The following is a 20,118-nucleotide window of genomic DNA, read 5'->3' on the forward strand; positions in this document are numbered from 1 at the left end:
GGTCTGCTGTTTTTACCGCTGGCCGGTTGCGGCGGTGGTGGTGGAGGCGGCGGCGGCGCGATCACGCCCCCCGTTCCCCCGCCCCCACCGCCCCCGCCGCCTCCCCCGCCTCCGCCTCCGCCCCCGCCCCCGCCTCCGCCCCCACCGCCTCCTTCGGTCACGTCGAGCGAGTATCTGCGGAACTACGGCCTGGCCAATATGAAGGTCCAATCCGCCTGGCAGGCCGGGGCGACCGGAGCCGGCGTCACCGTCGCCGTCGTCGACTCCGGCATCGCCAACACCCTGCCCGAGTTGGAGGGGCGTATTTCCAGCGCGTCGACCGACGTGGTTGTGGGACGCAACACACCCTATGTGGCGTCAAGCAGCCACGGCACGCGGGTGTCGGGCGTGATCGCCTCGAACTTCAACGGGTTTGGTACGATCGGGGTGGCGTACAATTCGACCATCCTGTCGATCCGCACCGACATCTCCGACTGCACGGACAAGAACACGGACGTCTGTTTCAGCAGTTCGGATCTGGTGCGCGCGCTGGACTACGCCGTCGCCAATGGCGTCAAGATCATCAACATGTCGCTGGGCGGCGATGGGCGGCTGGGCTCGGCATTCGAGGCGGCGCTGCTGCGCGCGGTCAACTCGGGCGCCGTTATCGTGGCTTCGTCGGGCAATGACGGAAACGCCAATCCGGGCTGGCCCGCACGTTACGCCATCGACCCCCGGTTCGCCGGCAGCGTCATCGCGGTCGGATCGCACGGCGCGACAGATGCGATGTCCAGCTTCTCGAACCGGGCAGGCGATACGGCGGCGGGCTATATCTCGGCCCCAGGCGAAAAAGTAGTCACCGGCTGTGAAGGCACGTCGTGCTGGGAGGTCAGCGGCACTTCCTTCTCGGCGCCGCATGTGTCCGGTGCGCTCGCTCTGCTGATGCAGGCCTTCCCCAATCTGACGGCGCGCGCGGCTCTGGATATCTTGCTCACGACCGCACGCGACGCCGGCGATCCCGGCACGGACATCGTCTATGGGCGCGGTCTGCTGGACATGGCCCGCGCCTTCCGGCCGGCAGGGACGACCTCGACCCCGATGGCGGACGGAAGCTCCATAGTCAGCATGAGCGAACCGGGCAGCTTCGTCGGCGCGGCGTTCGGGGACGCTTTCGGTCGCCAGACGGCGCTGAACACGGTGCTTTACGACACCTACGATCGAATGTTCGCCGTCCAACTGGGCGGCGCCTATCCGACTGCGCCGAGCCGATCCTATCAAGCGGCGCCGTTCGAGCAGAACACCACGGCGACAACCACCCTGGCCCTGCCGGGCGGCGGTCGATTGAACCTGATCGCCGCCCAGCCCAGCACTCAACCCGACCCGATCGCGCCTCGTCACGATCTGTATGATGCGTCCTGGATGGGGGACGAGCCGCGTCAGGAGGCGATGCTCGACGTCGCCACGGGCCGGATGAATTTTTCGGTTTGGCAAGGAAAGGGCGGGGCGACATCGCCGTTCAACGGTGCGGCAGGTGACGGTTTCGCCGCCCTGGCCCAGGCCGACCACGCCGTGCGGGGCGCCATGCGGTTCGGCCCGGTGACGGTCTCTGGCGAGAGGGGCGGCGGCGATCGCCGGATGCCGCTGCGTCGCGTCGAGCAGGACGCCTCGACCTATAGTCGCGCGGCGATCGGGTGGCGCGGAGCGGACGGCGGTGTGTCGTTCAGCGTCGGCGCGCTGGATGAACGTCTCGGACCCTTGGGCGCCTTCCTGCCGGGTGGGTCCGACTTCGCCCTGCCGTCACGAACAAGCTTCTATGCGCTGGGCGGCGACTGGACCCTGCGGCCGGGCCTGCGCCTGATTGGCGAGGCGGGGATGGGGTCGACCCGGATCGAGGGTCGGTTCCTGTCGATGGATCAGGCGGCGATCAGTTCGAACTGGCGGCTGGGCCTGCTGACGGGCTGTTCGATAATCTGCGACCGGATCAGCTTCACCCTGGCTCAGCCGCTCAGGATCGAGCGCGGAACCTTCTCGGCCATGCTGGCGGACGTGCCGGTCGAATATTTCGATCCGCTGACCTATTCGCGCCGCAGGTTTTCGGCGACGCCCAGCGGCCGCCAGATCGACTTCATCCTCGGCGGCGAACGTCGGCTATGGGATGGGTCCAGCATGACGCTGCAGGCGGTTGCCAGCCGAGAGCCGCGCCATGTCGCAGACGCGCCGCCGGAGTTCGCCTTGATCGGAGCCTGGCGGCGTCAGTTCTGACCGACGCCGCCTGACGACTGCGGATCAGGCCTTGCCGTCGAAGGTGTGAGTCTCGGCGGCGGGGGCGGCGCCATAAGGGTTCGGGGCTTGCGCTCCGGATCCCTTGGCGGCGACGACGACCATGGCGGGGCGGACGGTGCGGCCGAACAGTTCAAAACCGGACTGCATGGTCTGGATCACCGATCCACCGGGCACGGTCTCGGACGGCTGTTCCATCATCGCCTGGTGCAGGTGCGGGTTGAAGGCCTCGCCGGCCTGGGGCGCGACGCGCTTCAGGCCGTTGGCGTCGAAGGCTTGCAGCAGGGCCTTCTGCGTCAGTTCCAACCCGGTCACCAGACCGGCGGTCGCGCCCTCGGCGTCCTTGGGTGCAGCCATCAGGGCGCGTTCCAGATTGTCGGCGACGCCCAGAAGGTCCTTGGCGAAGCGCTGGATGGCGAACGCGCGGGCGTCGTTCTGCTGCGTCTCCGAACGGCGCTTCAGATTCTCCATCTCGGCGGCGACGCGCAGGGCGCGGTCCTTCCATTCGTCACGCTCGGCGATCACGGCGTCCAGCGGCGCCAGATCGTCTGACGGATGGGCGTCCAGGCCGTGTTCGGCGTTGGTTTCGGCCATGTCGGCGTCCACAGCGTTCAGTTCGTCGTTAAGGGGCTTGTCGCTCACTTGTCGTTCCCGTCCAGCATCCGGCCCAGCACCCGGGCGGTATAGTCCACCAACGGAATGACACGGGCGTAGTTCAGTCTTGCGGGGCCTATCACGCCGATGGCGCCCAGAACCCGCTGTCGGCCGCTCATATAGGGCGCCGCGATCACGGCGGAACCCGAAAGTGAAAACAACCGTGTCTCCGCGCCGATGAAAATGCGCACCCCTTGCGCCGCATCGACGCCATCCAGCAGGCCGATCAGCTGTTCCTTCTGCTCCAGATCGTCGAACAGGACGCGGACCCGCTCCAGATCGGCCAGGCCTTCCCGGTCCTGAAGCAGGTTGGCGCGACCGCGGACGATCAGGGCGCGCTCCCGGTCTGCGCCCCCGGACCAGGCGGCGAATCCGTCCTCGACCAGGCGGGCGGCGGTCTGGTCCAGTTCGCGCCGTGCGATTTCCAGCTCCTGGGTCATCTCTCGCTTGGCGTCGGCGAAGGGGCGGCCGCGCAGCCGGGCGTTCAGGAAGTTGGAGGCCTCGACCAGGGTCGAAGGCGTGACGCCCGCAGACAGAATCATGATGCGGTTTTCGACCGTGCCGTCGTCAGCGACGATGACGGCCAGGGCCTGATCTCCGCCCAGGGCGACGAACTCGACATGTTTGACGCCGGAATCACGGACCGGGCTGGAGACAACGCCGGCGCCGCCGGCCAGGCCCGACAGCAGATTCGAGGCCTCGTCCAAGGCGGACTCGAAGTTCCGGCCGCGCCCGGCGAGCCGCCCGTCGATCTCGCGACGCTCTTCCTTGGTCAGGTCGCCGACCTCCAGCAGGCCGTCCACGAACAGGCGCAGGCCCGCGTGGGTCGGGATGCGCCCGGCCGAGGTGTGGGGCGCCGCCAAGAGGCCCGCGAGGGTCAGATCCTGCATGGTGTTGCGGATCGAGGCAGGCGACAGGGCGATGCCGCCCAGCGACAGGGTCCGCGACCCGACCGGCTCGCCGGTTTCCAGATAGCTTTCCACGATGCGACGGAAGATGTCGCGCGCCCGCGCATCCAGCCCCGCCAGACCCGCGAGGGACTGGCCGGCGTCGAACGGCGGGTTTTTCGGGGCATACAGGCTCACGGTTTCAGGATAAGCACCGCCGCCACAGCTTCCAAGGTCAGACTTCCAAGGATCCCTTTCATGCGCCATTCGCAACGCACCGACGATCAACTGCGTCCCGTGACCATCGAGACCGGCGTCAACCGCTACGCCGAGGGCTCGTGCCTGATTAGCTTCGGCAACACCAAGGTGCTGGTGACCGCCTCGATCGAGGACAAGGTGCCGGGCTGGATGCGCAACTCGGGTCAGGGATGGGTGACGGCCGAATACGGCATGCTGCCGCGCGCCACCCACACGCGCGGCCGTCGTGAAGCCGCCGCTGGCAAACAGTCGGGCCGCACACAAGAGATTCAGCGGTTGATCGGTCGCTCCCTGCGCGCCGTGGTGGACCTGAAGGCGCTCGGCGAACGTCAGGTGTTGATCGACTGCGACGTCATCCAGGCCGACGGCGGCACCCGCACGGCGTCGATCACCGGCGCCTGGGTCGCCATGAGTCTGGCCCTGAACTATCTGCGCGACGAGGGCGTGCTGAAGGCCGATCCGATCACGGACCAGGTGGCGGCGGTGTCGTGTGGCGTCTGCGACGGCGTGCCGGTGCTGGACCTGGATTACGAAGAGGATTCCGAGGCCGAGGCGGATTCGAACTTCGTCCTGACCGGCTCGGGCCAGATCGTCGAGGTCCAGGCCACCGGTGAGAAGCGCGGCTTCTCACGCGCCGAGTTCGACCGGCTCTTCTCGCTGGCCGAGATCGGCTGCACCGAACTGTTCGCCCTGCAAAGGGCGGCCTTGGCGGCGGTGAAGCGATAGGGGGTTTCACCTCGGGGCGCGGCCGGGCATCCTCGTCGGGTCAGTCCTGACCGGAGATATGCCCATGCGTCGATCCAAATGGCTTTCGCTCGCCGCCTGCGCCTTTCTGGCGGCCTGCCAGCCGGCCGGCCCGAACCAGAAGTCGGCGTCCGACGATGCTGCGGCGAACGCCGATGTGATCGACGCGGTGCCGCTGCAGGCGGACGCTGCGCCCGCGCCACCTCCGAAAGCTCAAACACCTGCTTCAGAAAAGACTGAGCCGCAGCCAGCGCCTGCTCAGCCGGCCGAAGCTGCGTCAGCGCCTGACGCCAAGCAATCGCCGACCACAATACCGGAAGCTTGGGACATGAAGGCGGGCGATGTGCAGAATTGTCGCGAGGCCATCGGTTCCGCAGCCGCCGCGCGGCTGGTTGAACGCTGCATCCGCGTTAGCCCTGCGACCCGCCCTCCCTGCAAAGCCTCAAACCCCTGCGCCCTCATCCAGGGTGAGATCGACCGGTCCTGCAAACTGTGGGAACGCGACGGCGACCCACCGGCGGCATGCAAGCCCTAGGCTGAGCGCACCGCGCCCGCGACGTCGGCCACCACCCGCTTGACCAGCGCCTCGTCGTCGCCCTCGGCCATGACGCGGATCAGTTTTTCCGTGCCCGACGGCCGCACCAGCAGGCGGCCCGAGCCGTTCAGCGCCGCCTCGGCCTCTGCGATGGCGCCCTTGACCGTGTCGGTCTCCAGCGGCTTGTCGGCGGTGAAGCGGACGTTCTCCAGCTTTTGCGGAACGGGATCGAACTGGCGGGCCAGTTCGCTCATCGGCTTGCCGGATTCGACCAGGACGGCCAACACCTGCAGCGCCGCCATCAGGCCGTCGCCGGTGGTGGCGTGGTCGTGCAGGATGATGTGGCCCGACTGCTCGCCGCCGATGTTGAAGCCGCCTTCGCGCATCCGTTCCATGACATAGCGGTCGCCGACCTTGGTCCGCTCAAGCGTCAGGCCTTCGGAATTCAGTTTACGCTCCAGCCCCAGGTTGGACATGACGGTGGCCACCACGCCCCCGCCGGTCAGGAGGCCGCGCCTGGCCCAGTCCAACCCGACCAGGGCCATGATCTGATCGCCGTCCACGACCCGACCCGTCTCGTCGCAGATAATCAGTCGGTCGGCGTCGCCGTCCAGCGCGATGCCGATATCGGCGCGATAGCGTTTGACCGCATCGGCCAGGGTCGCCGGATGGGTCGAGCCGCACTCGGCGTTGATGTTGGTGCCGTTCGGGGTCACGCCCACGGGGAAGACTTCGGCGCCCAGTTCGAACAGGGTGGTCGGCGCGACCTTGTATCCGGCGCCGTTGGCGCAATCGACGGCGATGCGCAGGCCCTGCAGCGTCAGACGTTTGGGGAAGGCCTGTTTGGCGATCTCGATATAACGCGCCTGAGCGTCGTCGATGCGTTTGACCCGGCCTAGCTTGTTCGACGGCGCCAGGCCTTGGTCGAGACCCTGATCCATCATGGCCTCGATCTTCAGTTCGATCTCGTCCGACAGCTTGTAACCGTCCGGCCCGAACAGCTTGATGCCGTTGTCGGCATAGTCGTTGTGCGAGGCCGATATCATCACGCCCAGATCGGCGCGCATCGAGCGGGTCAGCATGGCCACGCCAGGCGTCGGCACGGGCCCGAAGGTGCGCACGTCCATTCCGACCGAAGCGAAACCGGCGACCAGGGCGGGCTCGATCGTATAGCCGGACAGGCGCGTGTCCTTGCCGATCACCACCAGATGGCGGCGATCGTCGTCGGTGCGGAACAGTTTCCCCGCAGCCAGGCCTACGCGCAATGCGACTTCGGCCGTCATCGGATAGGTGTTGGCGCGTCCGCGAATGCCGTCGGTGCCGAAATATTTTCTGTCGCCCAAGGTGCGGTCCTTTGTTTCGGGTAACGTTCCGAAACCCCTTTTTTGATGCGGCCCGCCTTAAGATTGCATAGACGGCCGATGGGGCTTGATGTGTGGCTTAGCCCCGGATCGCCGCCAGTGCAAAGCGGCGCCCTTTTCCTGACTTCTCGGAGCCTTCGCTCATGTGCGGCATCATCGGCGTCACCGGCAATGGTCCTGTCGTTCCCCGGCTGATCGACAGCCTGAAACGGCTGGAGTACCGCGGCTATGATTCCGCCGGCGTCGCCGCCGTTGTGGAAGGCTCGGTCGAGCGCCGCCGCGCCAAGGGCAAGATCCGCAATCTGGAAGCCGTCTTGGCCGAGGATCCGATGACGGCGACGGTCGGCATCGGCCATACGCGCTGGGCCACCCACGGTGCCCCGACGACGGAGAACGCCCACCCGCACAAGGCTGGGCGCGTCACCCTGGTCCACAACGGCATCATCGAAAACTTCGCCGAGCTGAAAGCCGAGCTGGCCGCCGAAGGCCATGTCTTTGAAAGCCAGACCGACACCGAGGTCATCGCCCACCTGCTGGACGCCGAGCTGAATACGGGCCGCAGCCCTCTGGAGGCATTCAAGACCACTCTGGACCGCCTGACTGGCGCCTATGCGCTGGCTGTGCTGATCGATGGGACGGACGACCTGATCCTGGGCGCCAGACGTGGCAGCCCGCTGGTGGTCGGCTGGGGCGAGGACGAGATGTATCTGGGCTCGGACGCGCTGGCCGTCGGTCCGTTCACACAGAAGATTTCCTATCTGGAAGAGGGCGACTACGTCGCCGTGACCAAGGCCGGCGCCCAGATGTTCGACGTCGCGGGCAAGCTGGTCGAACGCGCCATCGTCCAGGTTTCGGCCTCATCGGCCATGGTCGAGAAGGGCGAATATCGCCACTTCATGGAAAAGGAGATCCATGAACAGCCCGACAGCGTCCAGCACACCCTGTCGGAATATCTCGACCTGGTGACGGGAAAGGCCAAGACCAATCCCGTCGATTTCGCCGCCATCGACCGCATCCAGATCGTCGCCTGCGGCACCGCCTTCTACGCCGGCCAGATCGGCCGTTACGCCTTCGAGAAGCTGGCGGCCCTGCCCTGCGACGTCGAGATCGCGTCGGAGTTCCGCTATCGCTCGCCGGCCGTCTCGAAATCCACCCTGGCCGTCGCCGTAAGCCAATCTGGCGAGACGGCCGACACCCTGGCCAGCCTGACCTGGTGCAAGGCGCAAGGGTTGCAGACCGCCGCCGTCGTGAATGTTCACTCGTCCTCGATGGCGCGTGAGGCCGCCGTGCTGTGGCCCACCCATGCCGGTCCGGAAATCGGCGTCGCTTCGACCAAGGCCTTTACCGCCCAGGTCGCGGCTTTGCTGGCCTTGGCCGTGGCGGCGGGCGTGGCGCGAGGACGGATCGATGCTGCGACCGAGGCCGAACTGGTGAAGGCTTTGTTCGAAAGCCCGCGCCTGATCGCCGAGGCCCTGACGATGGGCGACAGCATCCGCGCCGTGACCCATGACCTGTCAAAGGCTGACGACGTGCTGTTCTTGGGGCGTGGCGCCATGTTCCCGCTGGCGATGGAGGGCGCGCTGAAACTGAAGGAGATCAGCTATATCCACGCCGAGGGCTATGCCGCCGGCGAACTGAAACACGGCCCCATCGCCCTGATCGACGAAGAGACCCCGACCATCGCTCTGGCTCCGCTCGACGACGTGTTCGAAAAGACCGCGTCCAACCTGCAGGAGGTTGCGGCGCGGGGCGGTCCGGTCATCATGATCGCACCGGAAAAGGCGCCTGATCCGCACGGCGCCGGCATTCGCCGCATCCACGCCCCCGACTGCCACCCGCTGATCGCGCCCCTGGTCTATGCCGTACCGGTGCAACTGCTGGCCTATTACACCGCCGTTCAGAAGGGCACCGACGTCGATCAGCCCCGCAACCTGGCCAAGTCCGTCACGGTCGAGTGAGGCTCGCCTGCCAGCCGGCGTAGCATGTCCGGGTCGATGATCTGGATCGCGCCGCGCCGGAGCCGCACCGCCCCGGCGGCGCACAGTTCCGTGCAGGCGGTCGATATGCTAGCGCGCCGCACGGCCATCAGGTCCGACAGCTCGGTTTGACGCAGGGCGAGGACGTCGCCCCCTTCTCGGTCATGGACATCGAGCAGAAGGGCGGCCAGGCGCTGGCTGACCTTCAGGGCCGCGTGGCGAGAAAGTTCGGCTTGAAGGGCGCTGTTGCGACGCCTCAGGTCCGTCAATGATGCCTCGACCAAGCTGTCGTGAGGGAGTGTTTGCGCGAGTTTTGCCGCCGATACGGTCAGGAACCGTCCCGCCGTCAACCAAAGGGCGACTTCGGTCTCGCCACCGCCCAGCACGGCATCGAAGTTGACCACGTCGTCGCTGGAGGCGAGCCCTCTCGAAAGGAAACCGTCGAATCCGATCCGAGCCACGACGCCGGAAAGCACGAAGGTGACGATGGGTTCGCCATTGTAGGTAGGTGCTGTCCGTGCGCCGGCCTCGGCGAAGAACGCGTCGCCTGCGTCCAAGCCTTGGAGTGCAAGGCCGGACAGCAAGGCGTGTGCGAGGTTCGACGTTGACATGCCTCATCTAGACGCCCAATCGCCGTTTTGCGCGATAACATGCGTTAAGCTCTCAGACGGGCTCTGACTGCAGACGCAGATAGGTCGGATCGAACTCGGCGATTTCGGCCAGGCGACGCCAGTCGAGGATATCGATCCGCCCGCCCGCCCAGGCGACGACGCCCTCGCTGCGGAGCTCGGAAATCAGACGGCTGACATGGACAGTCGAAAGGCCGAGCGCGTCACCCAGCGTTGTCTGCGTCAGCGGAAGATCAAACGTCAGATCACCCGTCTGTCCGACGGCCTGGAGGCGCAGGTAGAGCTCGCACACCAGATGCGCCAGGTGACCAAGACCGCTCCGTCGGCCCATGGCCACCAGCCATTGCCGATGGATGGCGGCGTCGATGATGGTGTCGAGCCAAAGCAGTCGGCCCAGGTGTGGATGTCGTTCGGTGATGTCGATCAGCCCGCTGTGCGGTGCCTCTGCAATCACGCAGTCGGTCAGCGCGACGACGCCATGATCCATCTGTTTCATCAACAGGCTGTGCAGGTCGATGAAGTCGCCCGACACATTGATTTCGGTGATCTGCCGAGACCCGTCTTCCAAGGTTGAATACCGCGCGGAAAAGCCCGAGATCAGAAGTGTGCTGTGCAGCGGACGGGTGTGCTCGCGAACGATGTCTGAGCCAGCGGGGGCTGTCTTTGGAGCGTCGAGCACATCTCGTAAGGCGGCGATTTCCTTTTCGTCGAGACGGTCTCTCAGCGACAACTTGTCGACCAATGTGGTGATCTTGGCGGGGCCGACGGTCTTGGGCATCAAACCTCTCCCGCCAGCGTCCAACCTTCAGGCGCTTGATCAGACGCGGCCGCCGTCACGCTGACCACGGTCTGACCCTCCTCATCCGTGACGATGACGCTGAAGGCGCCGGTCGTCCAGAAGGACGCCCCCCTATAGCGTAGGATTTCACCAAGGACGGCGACGGCCTCTTCGCGCGCCGCGTCCATGTTTTTCAGTTCCTCGCCCTGCTCATCGCGGACGCAATCGCCGTTCTGGGTATGGAAAAAGTAGCGCGGCAATCTTCCCTCCTGGCCTCAGACGAGAGGGAAGCGGTCACGGGCGCGATTGGTTCAGTCCGCTGTGATCTTTCAGATTTCCTGATTGAAGGCGCCGATTTCCGGATAGGCGGCCAGGCGCGGCTTGATCTCTTTGCGGAACAGATCGCGCATATCATCTTCCGACCGCATGCTCTCGACCACCACGACCAGTTCCGGCTTATTGGACGAGGCGCGGACCAAGACCCATGAGCCGTCGTCCAGATGCACGCGGACCCCGTTGACGGTGATGGCCTCGACGATCTTGCGGCCCAGGATTTCACCCTCGGCTGCCGCCAGGTCGGAATACTCCTTCACGATCCGCTCAAGCACCTCATACTTCAGCTCGTCGTCACAGTGAGGCGACATAGTCAGACTGGTCCAGGCGTCCGGCAGGGCCGTCTTCAATTCGGAGAGCTTCTTATCGGGATTACGATCCAGCATGGCCAGCACGGCGCCGGCCGCGACCAGACCATCGTCGTAGCCGTGGCCGAGCTCGCCGGCCATGAAGAAGTGGCCCGACTTCTCGAACCCGGCCAAGGCGCCCAATTCGGCGGTCTTGCGCTTGATGTAGGAGTGGCCCGTCTTCCAATAGACGACCTCGGCGCCGTTCGCCTTGAGCACCTCATCGGTTTTGTAGAGGCCGGTCGATTTCACATCGACCACGAAGGTGCTGTCCGGATAAACCTTGGACAGGTCGCGCGCCAGCATTAGACCAATCTTGTCGGCGAAGATCTCTTCGCCCGTGTTGTCCACAACGCCGCAGCGGTCGCCGTCGCCGTCGAAGCCGAGGGCCAGATCGGCGCCCGTCTCGCGCACACGCTGGGCCATCTGCACCAGCATGGCGTGATCTTCCGGGTTCGGATTGTATTTCGGGAAGGTGTAGTCGAGGTTGGTGTCCATCTCGATCACCTCGACGCCCATGCGGCGCAGGGCGTCGGGGGCGAAGGCGCCCGCCGTGCCGTTGCCGCAGGCGCAAACGACCTTCAAGGGACGCTTGATCTGCACCTTGGAGGCCACGTCGGCGACGTAGGTTTCGCGGAAGTCTTCGACCCGCACCAGCTTGCCGCCCGGCCGAGCCACACCCTCGCCGTTCAGCACGATATCTTTCAGTCGGCCCATCTCGTCGGGGCCGAAGGTCAGGGGCTTGTTGGCACCCATCTTGACGCCGGTCCAGCCGTTTTCGTTATGGCTCGCGGTGACCATGGCCACGCACGGCACGTCCAGTTCGAACTGACCGAAATAGGCCATGGGCGACAAGGCCAGCCCCACATCAAGAACCTCCATCCCGCCTTCCAGCAGCCCAAGGATCAGGGCCTGTTTGACGCTGAGGCTGTACCCGCGGAAGTCGTGGCCGGTGACGATCTTCGGCGCGACACCGATTTCGTGGACATAGGTGGCCAGGCCAAGGCCCAGAGCCTGAATGCCAAGAAGGTTGATCTCTTTCTCCAGGATCCAGCGTGCGTCGTATTCGCGGAAGCCTGTCGGCTTGACCAAGGCCTGGGTTTCGTAAGCAGCCGTGTTCGGCTTCAGGTCCTGACTGGGTTTCATGATGGCTTGTCCTAGGGGGGGGGCGGCTCGACGGGCCGATCGATCAGGCGGCGGCGCGTTTGCGAATCCGAGCGATGCGCCGCAGCCGACGCCAGAACCGGCCGCGCTCAGGTTCGGGATAGGGTTGCAGGTTCTCGACGAACTGCTCGGCCGAAGCGCGCCAGCTAAACTTTTCCGCATAGGCGCGCACAGCCTTGCGATCGAGTTCAAGGCACTGCAGGCAGGCGGTCTTGAGGTCCTTGTCGATTGCGCCTGCGTTCGAGCCGGGGATGATGTCGATCGGGCCGTGGGCCGGATAGGCAGCGACCGGCGTCCCGGCCGCCATGGCTTCCAGGATTACAAGGCCGAAGGTGTCGGTCCAGCTGGGGAAGACGAAAACATCGGCGTCGCGGAAACAGCGGGCCAGGTCGTCGCCGAACTTGGCGCCGAGGAACTTGGCATCCTGATATTTCTCTTCGAGCTCGGCGCGGGCCGGGCCATCGCCGACGACGATCTTGGTGCCGGGCAGGTCGAGTTGTAGGAAGCCCTCGATGTTCTTCTCGACCGCCACACGCCCGACGTTCAGGAAGAAGGGCCGGGGCCAGTCCTTGCCCCCAAGCTCGCCGTAGATCCGCTCCAAGTCAGGGTTGAACACCTCCGTGTCTACGCCGCGCGACCAGGGCGAGACGTTCTTGAACCCGTGTTCGACCAGCTCGTCGCGGAGGGTCGGCGTCGCCACCATCAGCCGTCCGGACGGCTTGTGGAACCACTTCATATAGGCATAGCCGACCTGGATCGGGATCGGGAAACGGGCCGAGACATATTCGGGGAATTTGGTGTGATAGCTGGTCGTGAACGGCAGCTTCCACTCCACGCAGATGCGGCGTGTGGCGATGCCGATCGGGCCCTCGGTCGCGATATGGACGGCCTCGGGTTCAAAGGCGCGAAGCATCTCGCGGATTTCTTCTTCCGCTCCCAGCGCCAGCCGAATCTCTGGATAGGTCGGGCAGGGGATGGTCTTGAACAAGCTGGGTTCGATGACTTCGACCTCATGGCCCATGCCGCGGCATTCCGCGACCGTGCGCGTCAGGGTGCGGACGACGCCGTTGACCTGAGGTTCCCAGGCGTCGGTGGCCAGAACGATGCGCATTGGGGCGGGCGGACCCTGAGCCGTTGAGTAAGGGGCGAACTTCTAGACGGTTAGAATGACGAAGGCGAGACGGTCTTATGTTAGGCGTTAGTGCCCTTGAGACGCAGCTGACCGCATCTCAGAACAGCCGGAGTGACTGAGCTGTGTCTGGCGCAAGCAGGCTTACGGCTTCGCTGATCTGAACGTATGCCGCCATGATGTGGTAGAATGAGCTAGCGGGAGCGGGTTCGTCGATAAAAATTCCGTTTTCCAACATCTTGTCATGCCAGAGGCCTTGAGGCGTCAGGTATAGCCATAGCGCCCGCTGCGCGTGAGCCGCCTGATCGAGACAATGGACGCGTCGCGCATCGTCGCCAAGCGCAGCGAAGATGAGCGACGCTTTCAGCCATTCGGTCTGAGGCCACAATCGGGAACGCGGGCTACGCACGCTGCCGTCGATATTCATCGCGTCCATGGCGATGCCGCGTTTTGGATCGACTCCCTTAAGTCCGGCTTCATACAGCCGCCAAGCGTCACCGATGACCGTTGTGTCTTTCCGGCTTCGGCCATAGCGCGCCATCAGCCAAGCCCATTCGAACTGATGTCCGGGCTCGACCAACCAGCCGTCGGCACCGGCGGCGGGTCGCCAATTCGAGTCGAAGTATTCTCGCAGGTTCCCCGTTTCAACGTCTATAAAATGCGTTCGCGCCAGATGCACGATTTGGTCGGCCAGCGCTGTCCAATGATCGCCGCCGCCGACGTCCTCCCAAGCCAGGGCCGCTTCTAGGAGATGCATATGGCAATTGGATTGATAGGGATGGCTTCCGGCCTCCTTCAGCCCGCCCTTGGCATCCGCGCCTTGCATCAGCAGATCGCGGATCCCAGCGGCTTCGACTTCCAGCGCTAGATCTTCCGTGACGCTTGAAATGCACGCTAGGGCAAGGATTAGGAAGGCCTGATCATAGACCATTGCCGTAGCGTCCAGCGGTGCGCCGTCCGCCGCCAACAATGTACGTATCTGGCCGTCGGGGCGTCGGTAGGCAGAACTAAGGTGCACAAGTCCGCTCTCTACGACTGCTTTCCATGGCCCCTGCCAGCCTTGCCGTCCGGCTTCGGCGTAGACCTGCAGTTGGCGTGCCTGGACACGCGCGCGGCGGGAGGTGGCGATGCGCCGGCCATCAAGCGCAAGGACCTCTTCGAAGGCGCCCATCTCATTTTGGCCCAGGCTAGACCAGACGGGCAGCGCAGCCTGCCTCAGCCAAGTCGCCAAGCGCGTGGCTCCAGTTTCGAGCGTTTCGAGCGGCTCGGCCGAGGGAAAGTCGAGATGTTGCGGCGACAGCTTGCGTAGTCGGTCGACCACCTTCTTGACGTCCTGACTCTTCTTCAGATCCGTGACCAGCACCGCATCGCGTTCGACGATGATACCGACATCGGTGAGGCCGATGGCCGCGACCATCACTCCGTCGCACGCTCTAATCAGGCAACCTTCGGAGTCCTCTAAGATGTGAAGACCGACGTTGCCTTCGCCAGAAGCATGGACTGAATCCCAGGCGCCGAGGTCCGACCACATAAACTGCACCGGCAAAACCGACGCGACGGAAGTCTTCTCCATGACGGCGTAATCGATGGAAATCTTGGGGGCCGTTTTGAAGCCTGCGCCAAGAGTTATGCAGGGTCCGTCGATCTCTGCCTGATCCAGAGCAACCTGAACCGCTTCTCCTACAGCGGGTGCTCGATCAGTGATTTCTTGGCCGAGCACATCAGCACGAACGATGAAGTTGCCGCTGTTCCAGAGATAGCCTTCGGAAATGTATCGACGGGCCGTTTCATGATCAGGCTTTTCGACAAAGGCGGATACCTCCGACAGCCCTGAGCCGAGCGGCGCGATATAGCCGTACGCTGAAGAGGGTGCGGTGGGCACGACGCCCAAGGTGACGATGCGACCCTTCGACGCGGTGGCAACGGCCTCTTTTACCGACTGTCTGAACGCTTCGGCGTCGGGGATGTGATGGTCGGACGCGACGAAGAGGTTGACGGCGTCCGGCGAGCGACGCGATGTCCACAACGCAGCGGCGGCCATGGCGGCGGATGAGTCGCGACCTTCGGGTTCAAGCAGGATGACGGCGGCGACGCCGATCTCCTCAAGCTGTTCGAGGATGGATCGCTTGTGAGCAACGCCGCCCACGACAATCAATTCACCGCCGTTATCCGCAAGCACCGATACGCGAGAAACCGTTTCCTGAAATAGGGAGCGGTTTCCGGAGAGTGGGATAAACTGCTTGGGTAGCGAGGGCCGTGACGCAGGCCACAGGCGCGTTCCGGATCCTCCGCACATGATGACGGGATAGATGGTGACCATTTATCATCGCTGTGATCAGTGAGGTTGATCAGCCTATTAGGTTAGACGACTGACGTCGTCATCTCATTTGCTGATCCGAAATTGCGAGTGTGCGGGGAGCCGGATGTTGAGCGTGGCAGATGTTTGATCACAAAGGCAACACCGTTGTCGATTTGACCTCTTCCAACACCGCATACGTCCGGGTTTCGCGGACGCCCGGCATTCGCACCAGAACGTCGCCCAGGAAGACGCGGTAGGCGTCCATGTCGCCGACGCGGGCCTTGATCAGATAGTCGAAGCCGCCGGCGACCATGTGGCATTCCAGCACCTCCGGCTGACTGCGAACGGCGGCGGCGAAGGCTTCGAAGACGTCGCCGGTGGTGCGATCCAGCAGGACCTCAACGAAGATCAGCAGATCCCGACCGACCTGGGCCGGGTCAATCATGGCGGCGTAGCCGGTGATGATCTTCTTTTCTCGAAGCCGTTTGACCCGTTCGAAACAGGCGGCGGGCGACAGGTTGCAGCGCCGCGCCAGTTCGGCGTTGGAGATGCGGGCGTCGGTCTGGAGCACCCGCAGGATGCGGCGGTCGACGGCGTCGATATCGATCATCGGAAATTGGAGAGGTAAGCCGAACGATCTTCGGCCTGACTGCATATCATACGAAGCACCTTCAATGAACTCCGTCATATACGGCTGAAATCCACAGGATTTGCCACCGATGATTTCGACCGCCTTCACGCCTTCGAGCCTGGCCGCCTGGGACGGTCTGGACGCGCACAAGTTCCGCGACGAGCGCGAGGCCGTCGCCGCCAATCTGGCGCGCATGCCTCTGGATGCGACCGAACGGGCCGATGTGGTCGCCGAGGCGACGGCCCTGGTTGAACACGCCCGCCGCAGCCAGAAAAAACAGGGGGTCGTCGAAAGCTTCCTGCAGCAATTCTCGCTGGGCACCCGCGAGGGTCTGGCCCTGATGTGTCTGGCCGAGGCCTTGCTGCGTGTGCCGGACGAGGACACCCGCGATCGCCTGATCGCAGAGAAGATCGGCTCGGCCGACTGGGCCGCCCACTTGGGTCAGTCGGACAGCCTGTTCGTCAACGCCTCGACCTGGGGTCTGATGCTGACCGGCAAGCTGGTCGATGTGGACGACGAGGCCCGCAGCGACCTGCCCGGCTTCCTTAAGCGGATCGCCGGTCGTCTGGGCGAGCCGGTCATTCGCCAAGCGGTGGCCACCGCCGTCAAAATCATGGGCGAGCAGTTCGTCGTCGGCCGTACCATCCAGGGCGCGTTGAAACGGTCGAACAAGGAAGGCTGGCTGTGCAGCTTCGACATGCTGGGCGAGGGCGCCCGGACCATGGCCGACGCCGACCGCTACGAGAAAATCTACGCCGACGCCATCGAGGCGGTCGGCAAGACGTCGAATGGCCAGGGACCGGAGCACGGCCACGGCGTCTCGGTGAAACTGTCGGCCCTGTCCCCCCGCTATGAGGCGACGCATGAGGATGACGTCTGGGCGTCCCTGTATCCCCGCATCCTGCGCCTTGCCCAGATCGCGGCGAAATACGACATCAACTACACAATGGACGCCGAGGAGGCGGACCGTTTGGCCCTGTCGCTCAAGCTGCTGGACCGGCTGGCGCACGAGCCGTCGCTTGGCGGCTGGACGGGCCTGGGTCTGGCGGTTCAGGCCTATCAGAAGCGCGGTCTGGAGACGATCGAACGCGTCGCCGACCTCGCCCGCCGTTCCGGCCGTCGTCTGATGGTGCGCCTGGTCAAGGGCGCCTATTGGGACACCGAGATCAAGCGCGCCCAGGTGTTCGGCCGCACCGACTATCCCGTCTATACGACAAAGGCGGCGACCGATCTGAACTACCTGGTCTGCGCCAAGGCCATGATCGAGGCCGCGCCGGCCATCTATTCCCAGTTCGCCAGCCATAACGCCCACACCCTGGCGGCCGTGCGGCGTATGGCGCGTGATCACGGCGTCACGGTCGAGCACCAGCGGCTGCACGGCATGGGCGAGGCGCTTTATGACGCCGCTCAAGAAGCCTGGGCCGACGAGGTCGTCATCGTCCGCGCCTACGCCCCCGTTGGCGGGCACGAGGAACTGCTGCCCTATCTGGTGCGTCGCCTGCTTGAAAACGGCGCCAACTCCTCTTTCGTCCACGCCCTTCTGGACGAGCGCGTGCCCGCCTCGGCCGTCGCGGCCGATCCCATTTCCCTGGTCGAGCAGGCGCCCGACCGTCACCCCAAGATTCCGGTTCCGAAAGACATGTACGGCGATCGTCAGAACTCCCTCGGCCGCGATTATTCTCAGGCCGCCGACCGTGAAGCCCACGCCAGGGCGCTGGAACTGGTCGACCGCGAGAAGTTGACCAGCGGCCCGATCATCGGCGGCAAGCTGCGCGCCGGCCTCAACGCTCAGGACGTGACCAATCCCTTCGATCGATCACAGGTGCTGGGCCATGTCTCGGAAGCCGAGGCGGTTGACATCGACGCCGCCGTCCACGCCGCCGCCGAGGCTCAGGTCAAATGGGACCGCCAGGGCGGCGCCAAGCGCGCCATCGTCCTGCGCGCCATGGCCGATGCGCTGGAGGCCGATCTGGATCGGCTGGTCGCACTGCTCAGCCGCGAGGCGGGCAAGACTCTGAACGACGGCGTCGCCGAGGTGCGCGAGGCCGCCGACTTCTGCCGCTATTACGCCCTGCTGGCCGAGCGCGACTTCACCGCCCCCGAGACCCTGAAGGGCCCAACTGGCGAGACCAACCAGCTGTTCCTGCACGGACGCGGCGTCTTCGCGTGCATCTCGCCGTGGAACTTCCCCCTGGCCATCTTCACCGGCCAGATCGCCGCCGCCCTCGCCGCCGGCAACGCCGTGCTGGCCAAGCCCGCAGAGCAGACGCCGCTGATCGCCGCCGAGGCCGTGCGCCTGTATCACAAGGCCGGTCTAAACCCCGACCTACTGGCTCTGGTCCCAGGGCGTGGCGAGACGGTCGGCGCGGCCCTCGTCACCCACCCCGGAATCGACGGCGTCGCCTTCACCGGCGGCACCGACACGGCCGCGGCCATCAACCGCTCCATCGCCGCCCGGCCTGGCGCCATTATCCCCTTCATCGCCGAGACCGGCGGCCTGAACGGCATGTTCATCGACACGACGGCGCTGAAGGAACAGGTCATCGACGACGTGATCCAGTCGGCCTTCGGCTCGGCCGGTCAGCGCTGCTCGGCCCTTCGCGTCCTCTATGTGCCCAAGGATTCGGCCGACGCCTTGATCGAGGGCCTGAAGGGCGCTCTCGCTGTCCAGACCGTCGCAGACCCTGCCGATCCCAAGACCGACATCGGCCCCGTTATCGATCCCGAATCCCGTCGCGCTTTGGAAGCTCATGTCGAGCGCCTGTCGAAAGAAGCGAAGATCATCGCCCGCGCCGCCCTGCCGATGGGCGCCGAAAAGGGCGACCTGTTCGCCCCCACCATCGCCGAAATCCCGACGCCGGACTTCCTCGAACGCGAGGTCTTCGGCCCCATCCTGCACATCCACCGCTACGCCCCGTCCGACCTGAAGTCGGTCGCCAGCAAGCTGGCCGCCCGCGGTTACGGTTTGACCCTGGGCATCCACAGCCGCATCGAAGCCTTCGCCGCCGAAGTCGTCGACCTGGTCCCCGCCGGCAACGTCTACGTCAACCGCTCGATCACCGGCGCGGTCGTCGGCGTCCAACCCTTTGGCGGAGAAGGCCTGTCAGGCACCGGTCCCAAGGCCGGCGGGCCGAACAGCCTGATCCGCTACGCGGCCGAGAAGGCGATCAGCGTGAACATCGCCGCCCAAGGCGGGGATCCGGCGCTGCTGAACCTGTAGGCGGTCGGTGTCTAACGCTTGCCGGTGTTAGATTGAGCGAGTATGGACCAGCAGCGCATCTCGCGCGGTGATGCATGCACGTGTGACGATCCTTGGCTTACGGCTGGCTCGAGACCTTTAACACTGGATCGGCACTATTTTGTTGAGCGCAGTTCGATCACATAGCAACATTATCATCGCTCTAATGTTGCGCGAGATCATTACCCGTTATGGCCGTAAAGGCCTTGGTTTTGTCTGGTTAGTTGGCGAACCTCTTCTATTCATATTTGGTGTCATACTGGTCTGGTCTTTCATTAAGGCTCCTTACCAGCACGGTTTGCCCGTGGGACCGTTCATCATGACGGGATATGTTAGCTTGCTAATGATGCGTCATCTTATTTCCTACAGTATGGGGGCTGTCACTGGAAACGCGGGTCTTTTGTTTCACCAGAAGATAAAAATACTTCATGTCTACATATCTAGGTACGTACTAGAATTTGCTGGTTCGACAGCCGCGTTTGTCATTACCTATGCCGTGTTGATGGCTTTTGGCCAGGTAGGTTTTCCTCACAATCTCATGCTTGTATATTGGGGCTGGTTTAGTCTTTTTGTGTTCTCTTCAGGCATGGCGATGGTCATCAGTGCCCTTGCTATGGAATTCGATGTTCTTGAACGCCTCGTCCCTGTATTTATGTATTTAATTTTGCCTTTTTCTGGCGTTTTTGTAATGGCCGCCTGGTTTCCACCAGCTTATCGCGACCTTTATCTTATCTTTCCGCTGCCCCACACAATTGAAATGATACGTGCTGGTGTTTTTGGCGAGTTCATCGAGACGCACTACGATCCACTCTATCCGGTTTTCTGGGGCGGTGTGCTTGTTTCTTTAGGCCTCATCATGCTGGCCCGCGCCAAGGATCACTTGGATGTCGATTAAG

Annotated in this window: 16 protein-coding genes; 6 read left to right on the forward strand and 10 right to left on the reverse strand. The window is 64.2% G+C overall.

Annotated features, from left to right (window positions below; translation table 11 throughout):
- Window positions 1-198: 198 nt before the first annotated feature.
- Entirely contained in the window at window positions 199-2,241 is a 2,043-nt protein-coding gene (locus tag O2K97_RS02410; protein WP_269220299.1) for a S8 family peptidase, read from the forward strand.
- A 24-nt stretch (window positions 2,242-2,265) separates the two neighbouring features.
- Here O2K97_RS02410 and grpE read toward each other — a convergent pair whose 3' ends face one another.
- Together grpE and hrcA are read right to left on the reverse strand one after the other, a co-directional pair.
- Window positions 2,266-2,853, reverse strand: a complete 588-nt coding sequence (gene grpE, locus O2K97_RS02415) for a nucleotide exchange factor GrpE (protein WP_419466100.1) — start codon at window positions 2,851-2,853, stop codon at window positions 2,266-2,268.
- Window positions 2,854-2,897: 44 nt separating this feature from the next.
- A complete protein-coding gene (gene hrcA / locus O2K97_RS02420; RefSeq protein WP_269221088.1) occupies window positions 2,898-3,992 on the reverse strand; it encodes a heat-inducible transcriptional repressor HrcA in 1,095 nt (364 codons plus the stop codon).
- 66 nt (window positions 3,993-4,058) lie between these two features.
- Between hrcA and rph the strand changes: the two genes are divergently transcribed.
- Both rph and O2K97_RS02430 read left to right on the forward strand, forming a co-directional pair.
- Complete coding sequence (rph, locus tag O2K97_RS02425) at window positions 4,059-4,784, forward strand: ribonuclease PH (protein ID WP_269220301.1); 726 nt, start codon at window positions 4,059-4,061, stop codon at window positions 4,782-4,784.
- A 64-nt stretch (window positions 4,785-4,848) separates the two neighbouring features.
- Window positions 4,849-5,337: a hypothetical protein gene (locus O2K97_RS02430; protein ID WP_269220302.1), complete on the forward strand. Its 489-nt coding sequence runs from the start codon at window positions 4,849-4,851 to the stop codon at window positions 5,335-5,337.
- On the opposite strand, the gene glmM is transcribed toward O2K97_RS02430, so the two are convergent.
- Window positions 5,334-6,680 carry a phosphoglucosamine mutase gene (glmM, locus tag O2K97_RS02435; protein WP_269220303.1) on the reverse strand — a complete coding sequence of 449 codons (1,347 nt, stop codon included), beginning with the start codon at window positions 6,678-6,680 and terminating at the stop codon, window positions 5,334-5,336. The two genes, O2K97_RS02430 and glmM, sit on opposite strands and share 4 nt — an antisense overlap.
- Before the next feature lie 161 nt (window positions 6,681-6,841).
- Here glmM and glmS point away from each other — a divergent pair, with 161 nt between their 5' ends.
- Window positions 6,842-8,656: a glutamine--fructose-6-phosphate transaminase (isomerizing) gene (glmS, locus tag O2K97_RS02440; RefSeq protein ID WP_269220304.1), complete on the forward strand. Its 1,815-nt coding sequence runs from the start codon at window positions 6,842-6,844 to the stop codon at window positions 8,654-8,656.
- Here the strand turns inward: glmS and O2K97_RS02445 are convergent.
- The 7 genes from O2K97_RS02445 to O2K97_RS02475 all read right to left on the reverse strand — a co-directional run bounded on the left by O2K97_RS02445 (window position 8,617) and on the right by O2K97_RS02475 (window position 15,963).
- Entirely contained in the window at window positions 8,617-9,285 is a 669-nt protein-coding gene (locus O2K97_RS02445) for a Crp/Fnr family transcriptional regulator (RefSeq protein ID WP_269220305.1), read from the reverse strand. The two genes, glmS and O2K97_RS02445, sit on opposite strands and share 40 nt — an antisense overlap.
- A gap of 52 nt (window positions 9,286-9,337) precedes the next feature.
- Window positions 9,338-10,081, reverse strand: a complete 744-nt coding sequence (locus O2K97_RS02450; RefSeq protein WP_269220306.1) for a Crp/Fnr family transcriptional regulator — start codon at window positions 10,079-10,081, stop codon at window positions 9,338-9,340.
- Window positions 10,081-10,341, reverse strand: coding sequence for a DUF6894 family protein (locus O2K97_RS02455; protein WP_269220307.1), 261 nt, complete (start codon window positions 10,339-10,341; stop codon window positions 10,081-10,083). Before O2K97_RS02455 ends, O2K97_RS02450 begins: the two co-directional genes overlap by 1 nt.
- 69 nt (window positions 10,342-10,410) lie before the next feature.
- On the reverse strand, window positions 10,411-11,907 hold the full coding sequence (locus tag O2K97_RS02460; RefSeq protein ID WP_269220308.1) for a phosphomannomutase/phosphoglucomutase: 1,497 nt from the start codon (window positions 11,905-11,907) through the stop codon (window positions 10,411-10,413).
- A 43-nt stretch (window positions 11,908-11,950) separates the two neighbouring features.
- Complete coding sequence (locus O2K97_RS02465) at window positions 11,951-13,036, reverse strand: glycosyltransferase family 4 protein (RefSeq protein WP_269220309.1); 1,086 nt, start codon at window positions 13,034-13,036, stop codon at window positions 11,951-11,953.
- A gap of 118 nt (window positions 13,037-13,154) precedes the next feature.
- Window positions 13,155-15,374 carry an AGE family epimerase/isomerase gene (locus tag O2K97_RS02470; RefSeq protein WP_269220310.1) on the reverse strand — a complete coding sequence of 740 codons (2,220 nt, stop codon included), beginning with the start codon at window positions 15,372-15,374 and terminating at the stop codon, window positions 13,155-13,157.
- A 127-nt stretch (window positions 15,375-15,501) separates the two neighbouring features.
- Window positions 15,502-15,963, reverse strand: coding sequence for an Lrp/AsnC ligand binding domain-containing protein (locus tag O2K97_RS02475; RefSeq protein WP_269220311.1), 462 nt, complete (start codon window positions 15,961-15,963; stop codon window positions 15,502-15,504).
- A gap of 109 nt (window positions 15,964-16,072) precedes the next feature.
- Here O2K97_RS02475 and putA point away from each other — a divergent pair, with 109 nt between their 5' ends.
- Window positions 16,073-19,204, forward strand: a complete 3,132-nt coding sequence (putA, locus tag O2K97_RS02480) for a bifunctional proline dehydrogenase/L-glutamate gamma-semialdehyde dehydrogenase PutA (RefSeq protein WP_269220312.1) — start codon at window positions 16,073-16,075, stop codon at window positions 19,202-19,204.
- A gap of 184 nt (window positions 19,205-19,388) precedes the next feature.
- Window positions 19,389-20,117 carry an ABC transporter permease gene (locus tag O2K97_RS02485; RefSeq protein ID WP_269220313.1) on the forward strand — a complete coding sequence of 243 codons (729 nt, stop codon included), beginning with the start codon at window positions 19,389-19,391 and terminating at the stop codon, window positions 20,115-20,117.
- The last annotated feature ends 1 nt before the right edge of the window (window position 20,118 follow it).

Origin of the sequence: Brevundimonas vesicularis (genome assembly GCF_027105095.1) — a bacterium.
In the GTDB taxonomy this organism is placed as follows: Bacteria; Pseudomonadota; Alphaproteobacteria; order Caulobacterales; family Caulobacteraceae; genus Brevundimonas; species Brevundimonas vesicularis_E.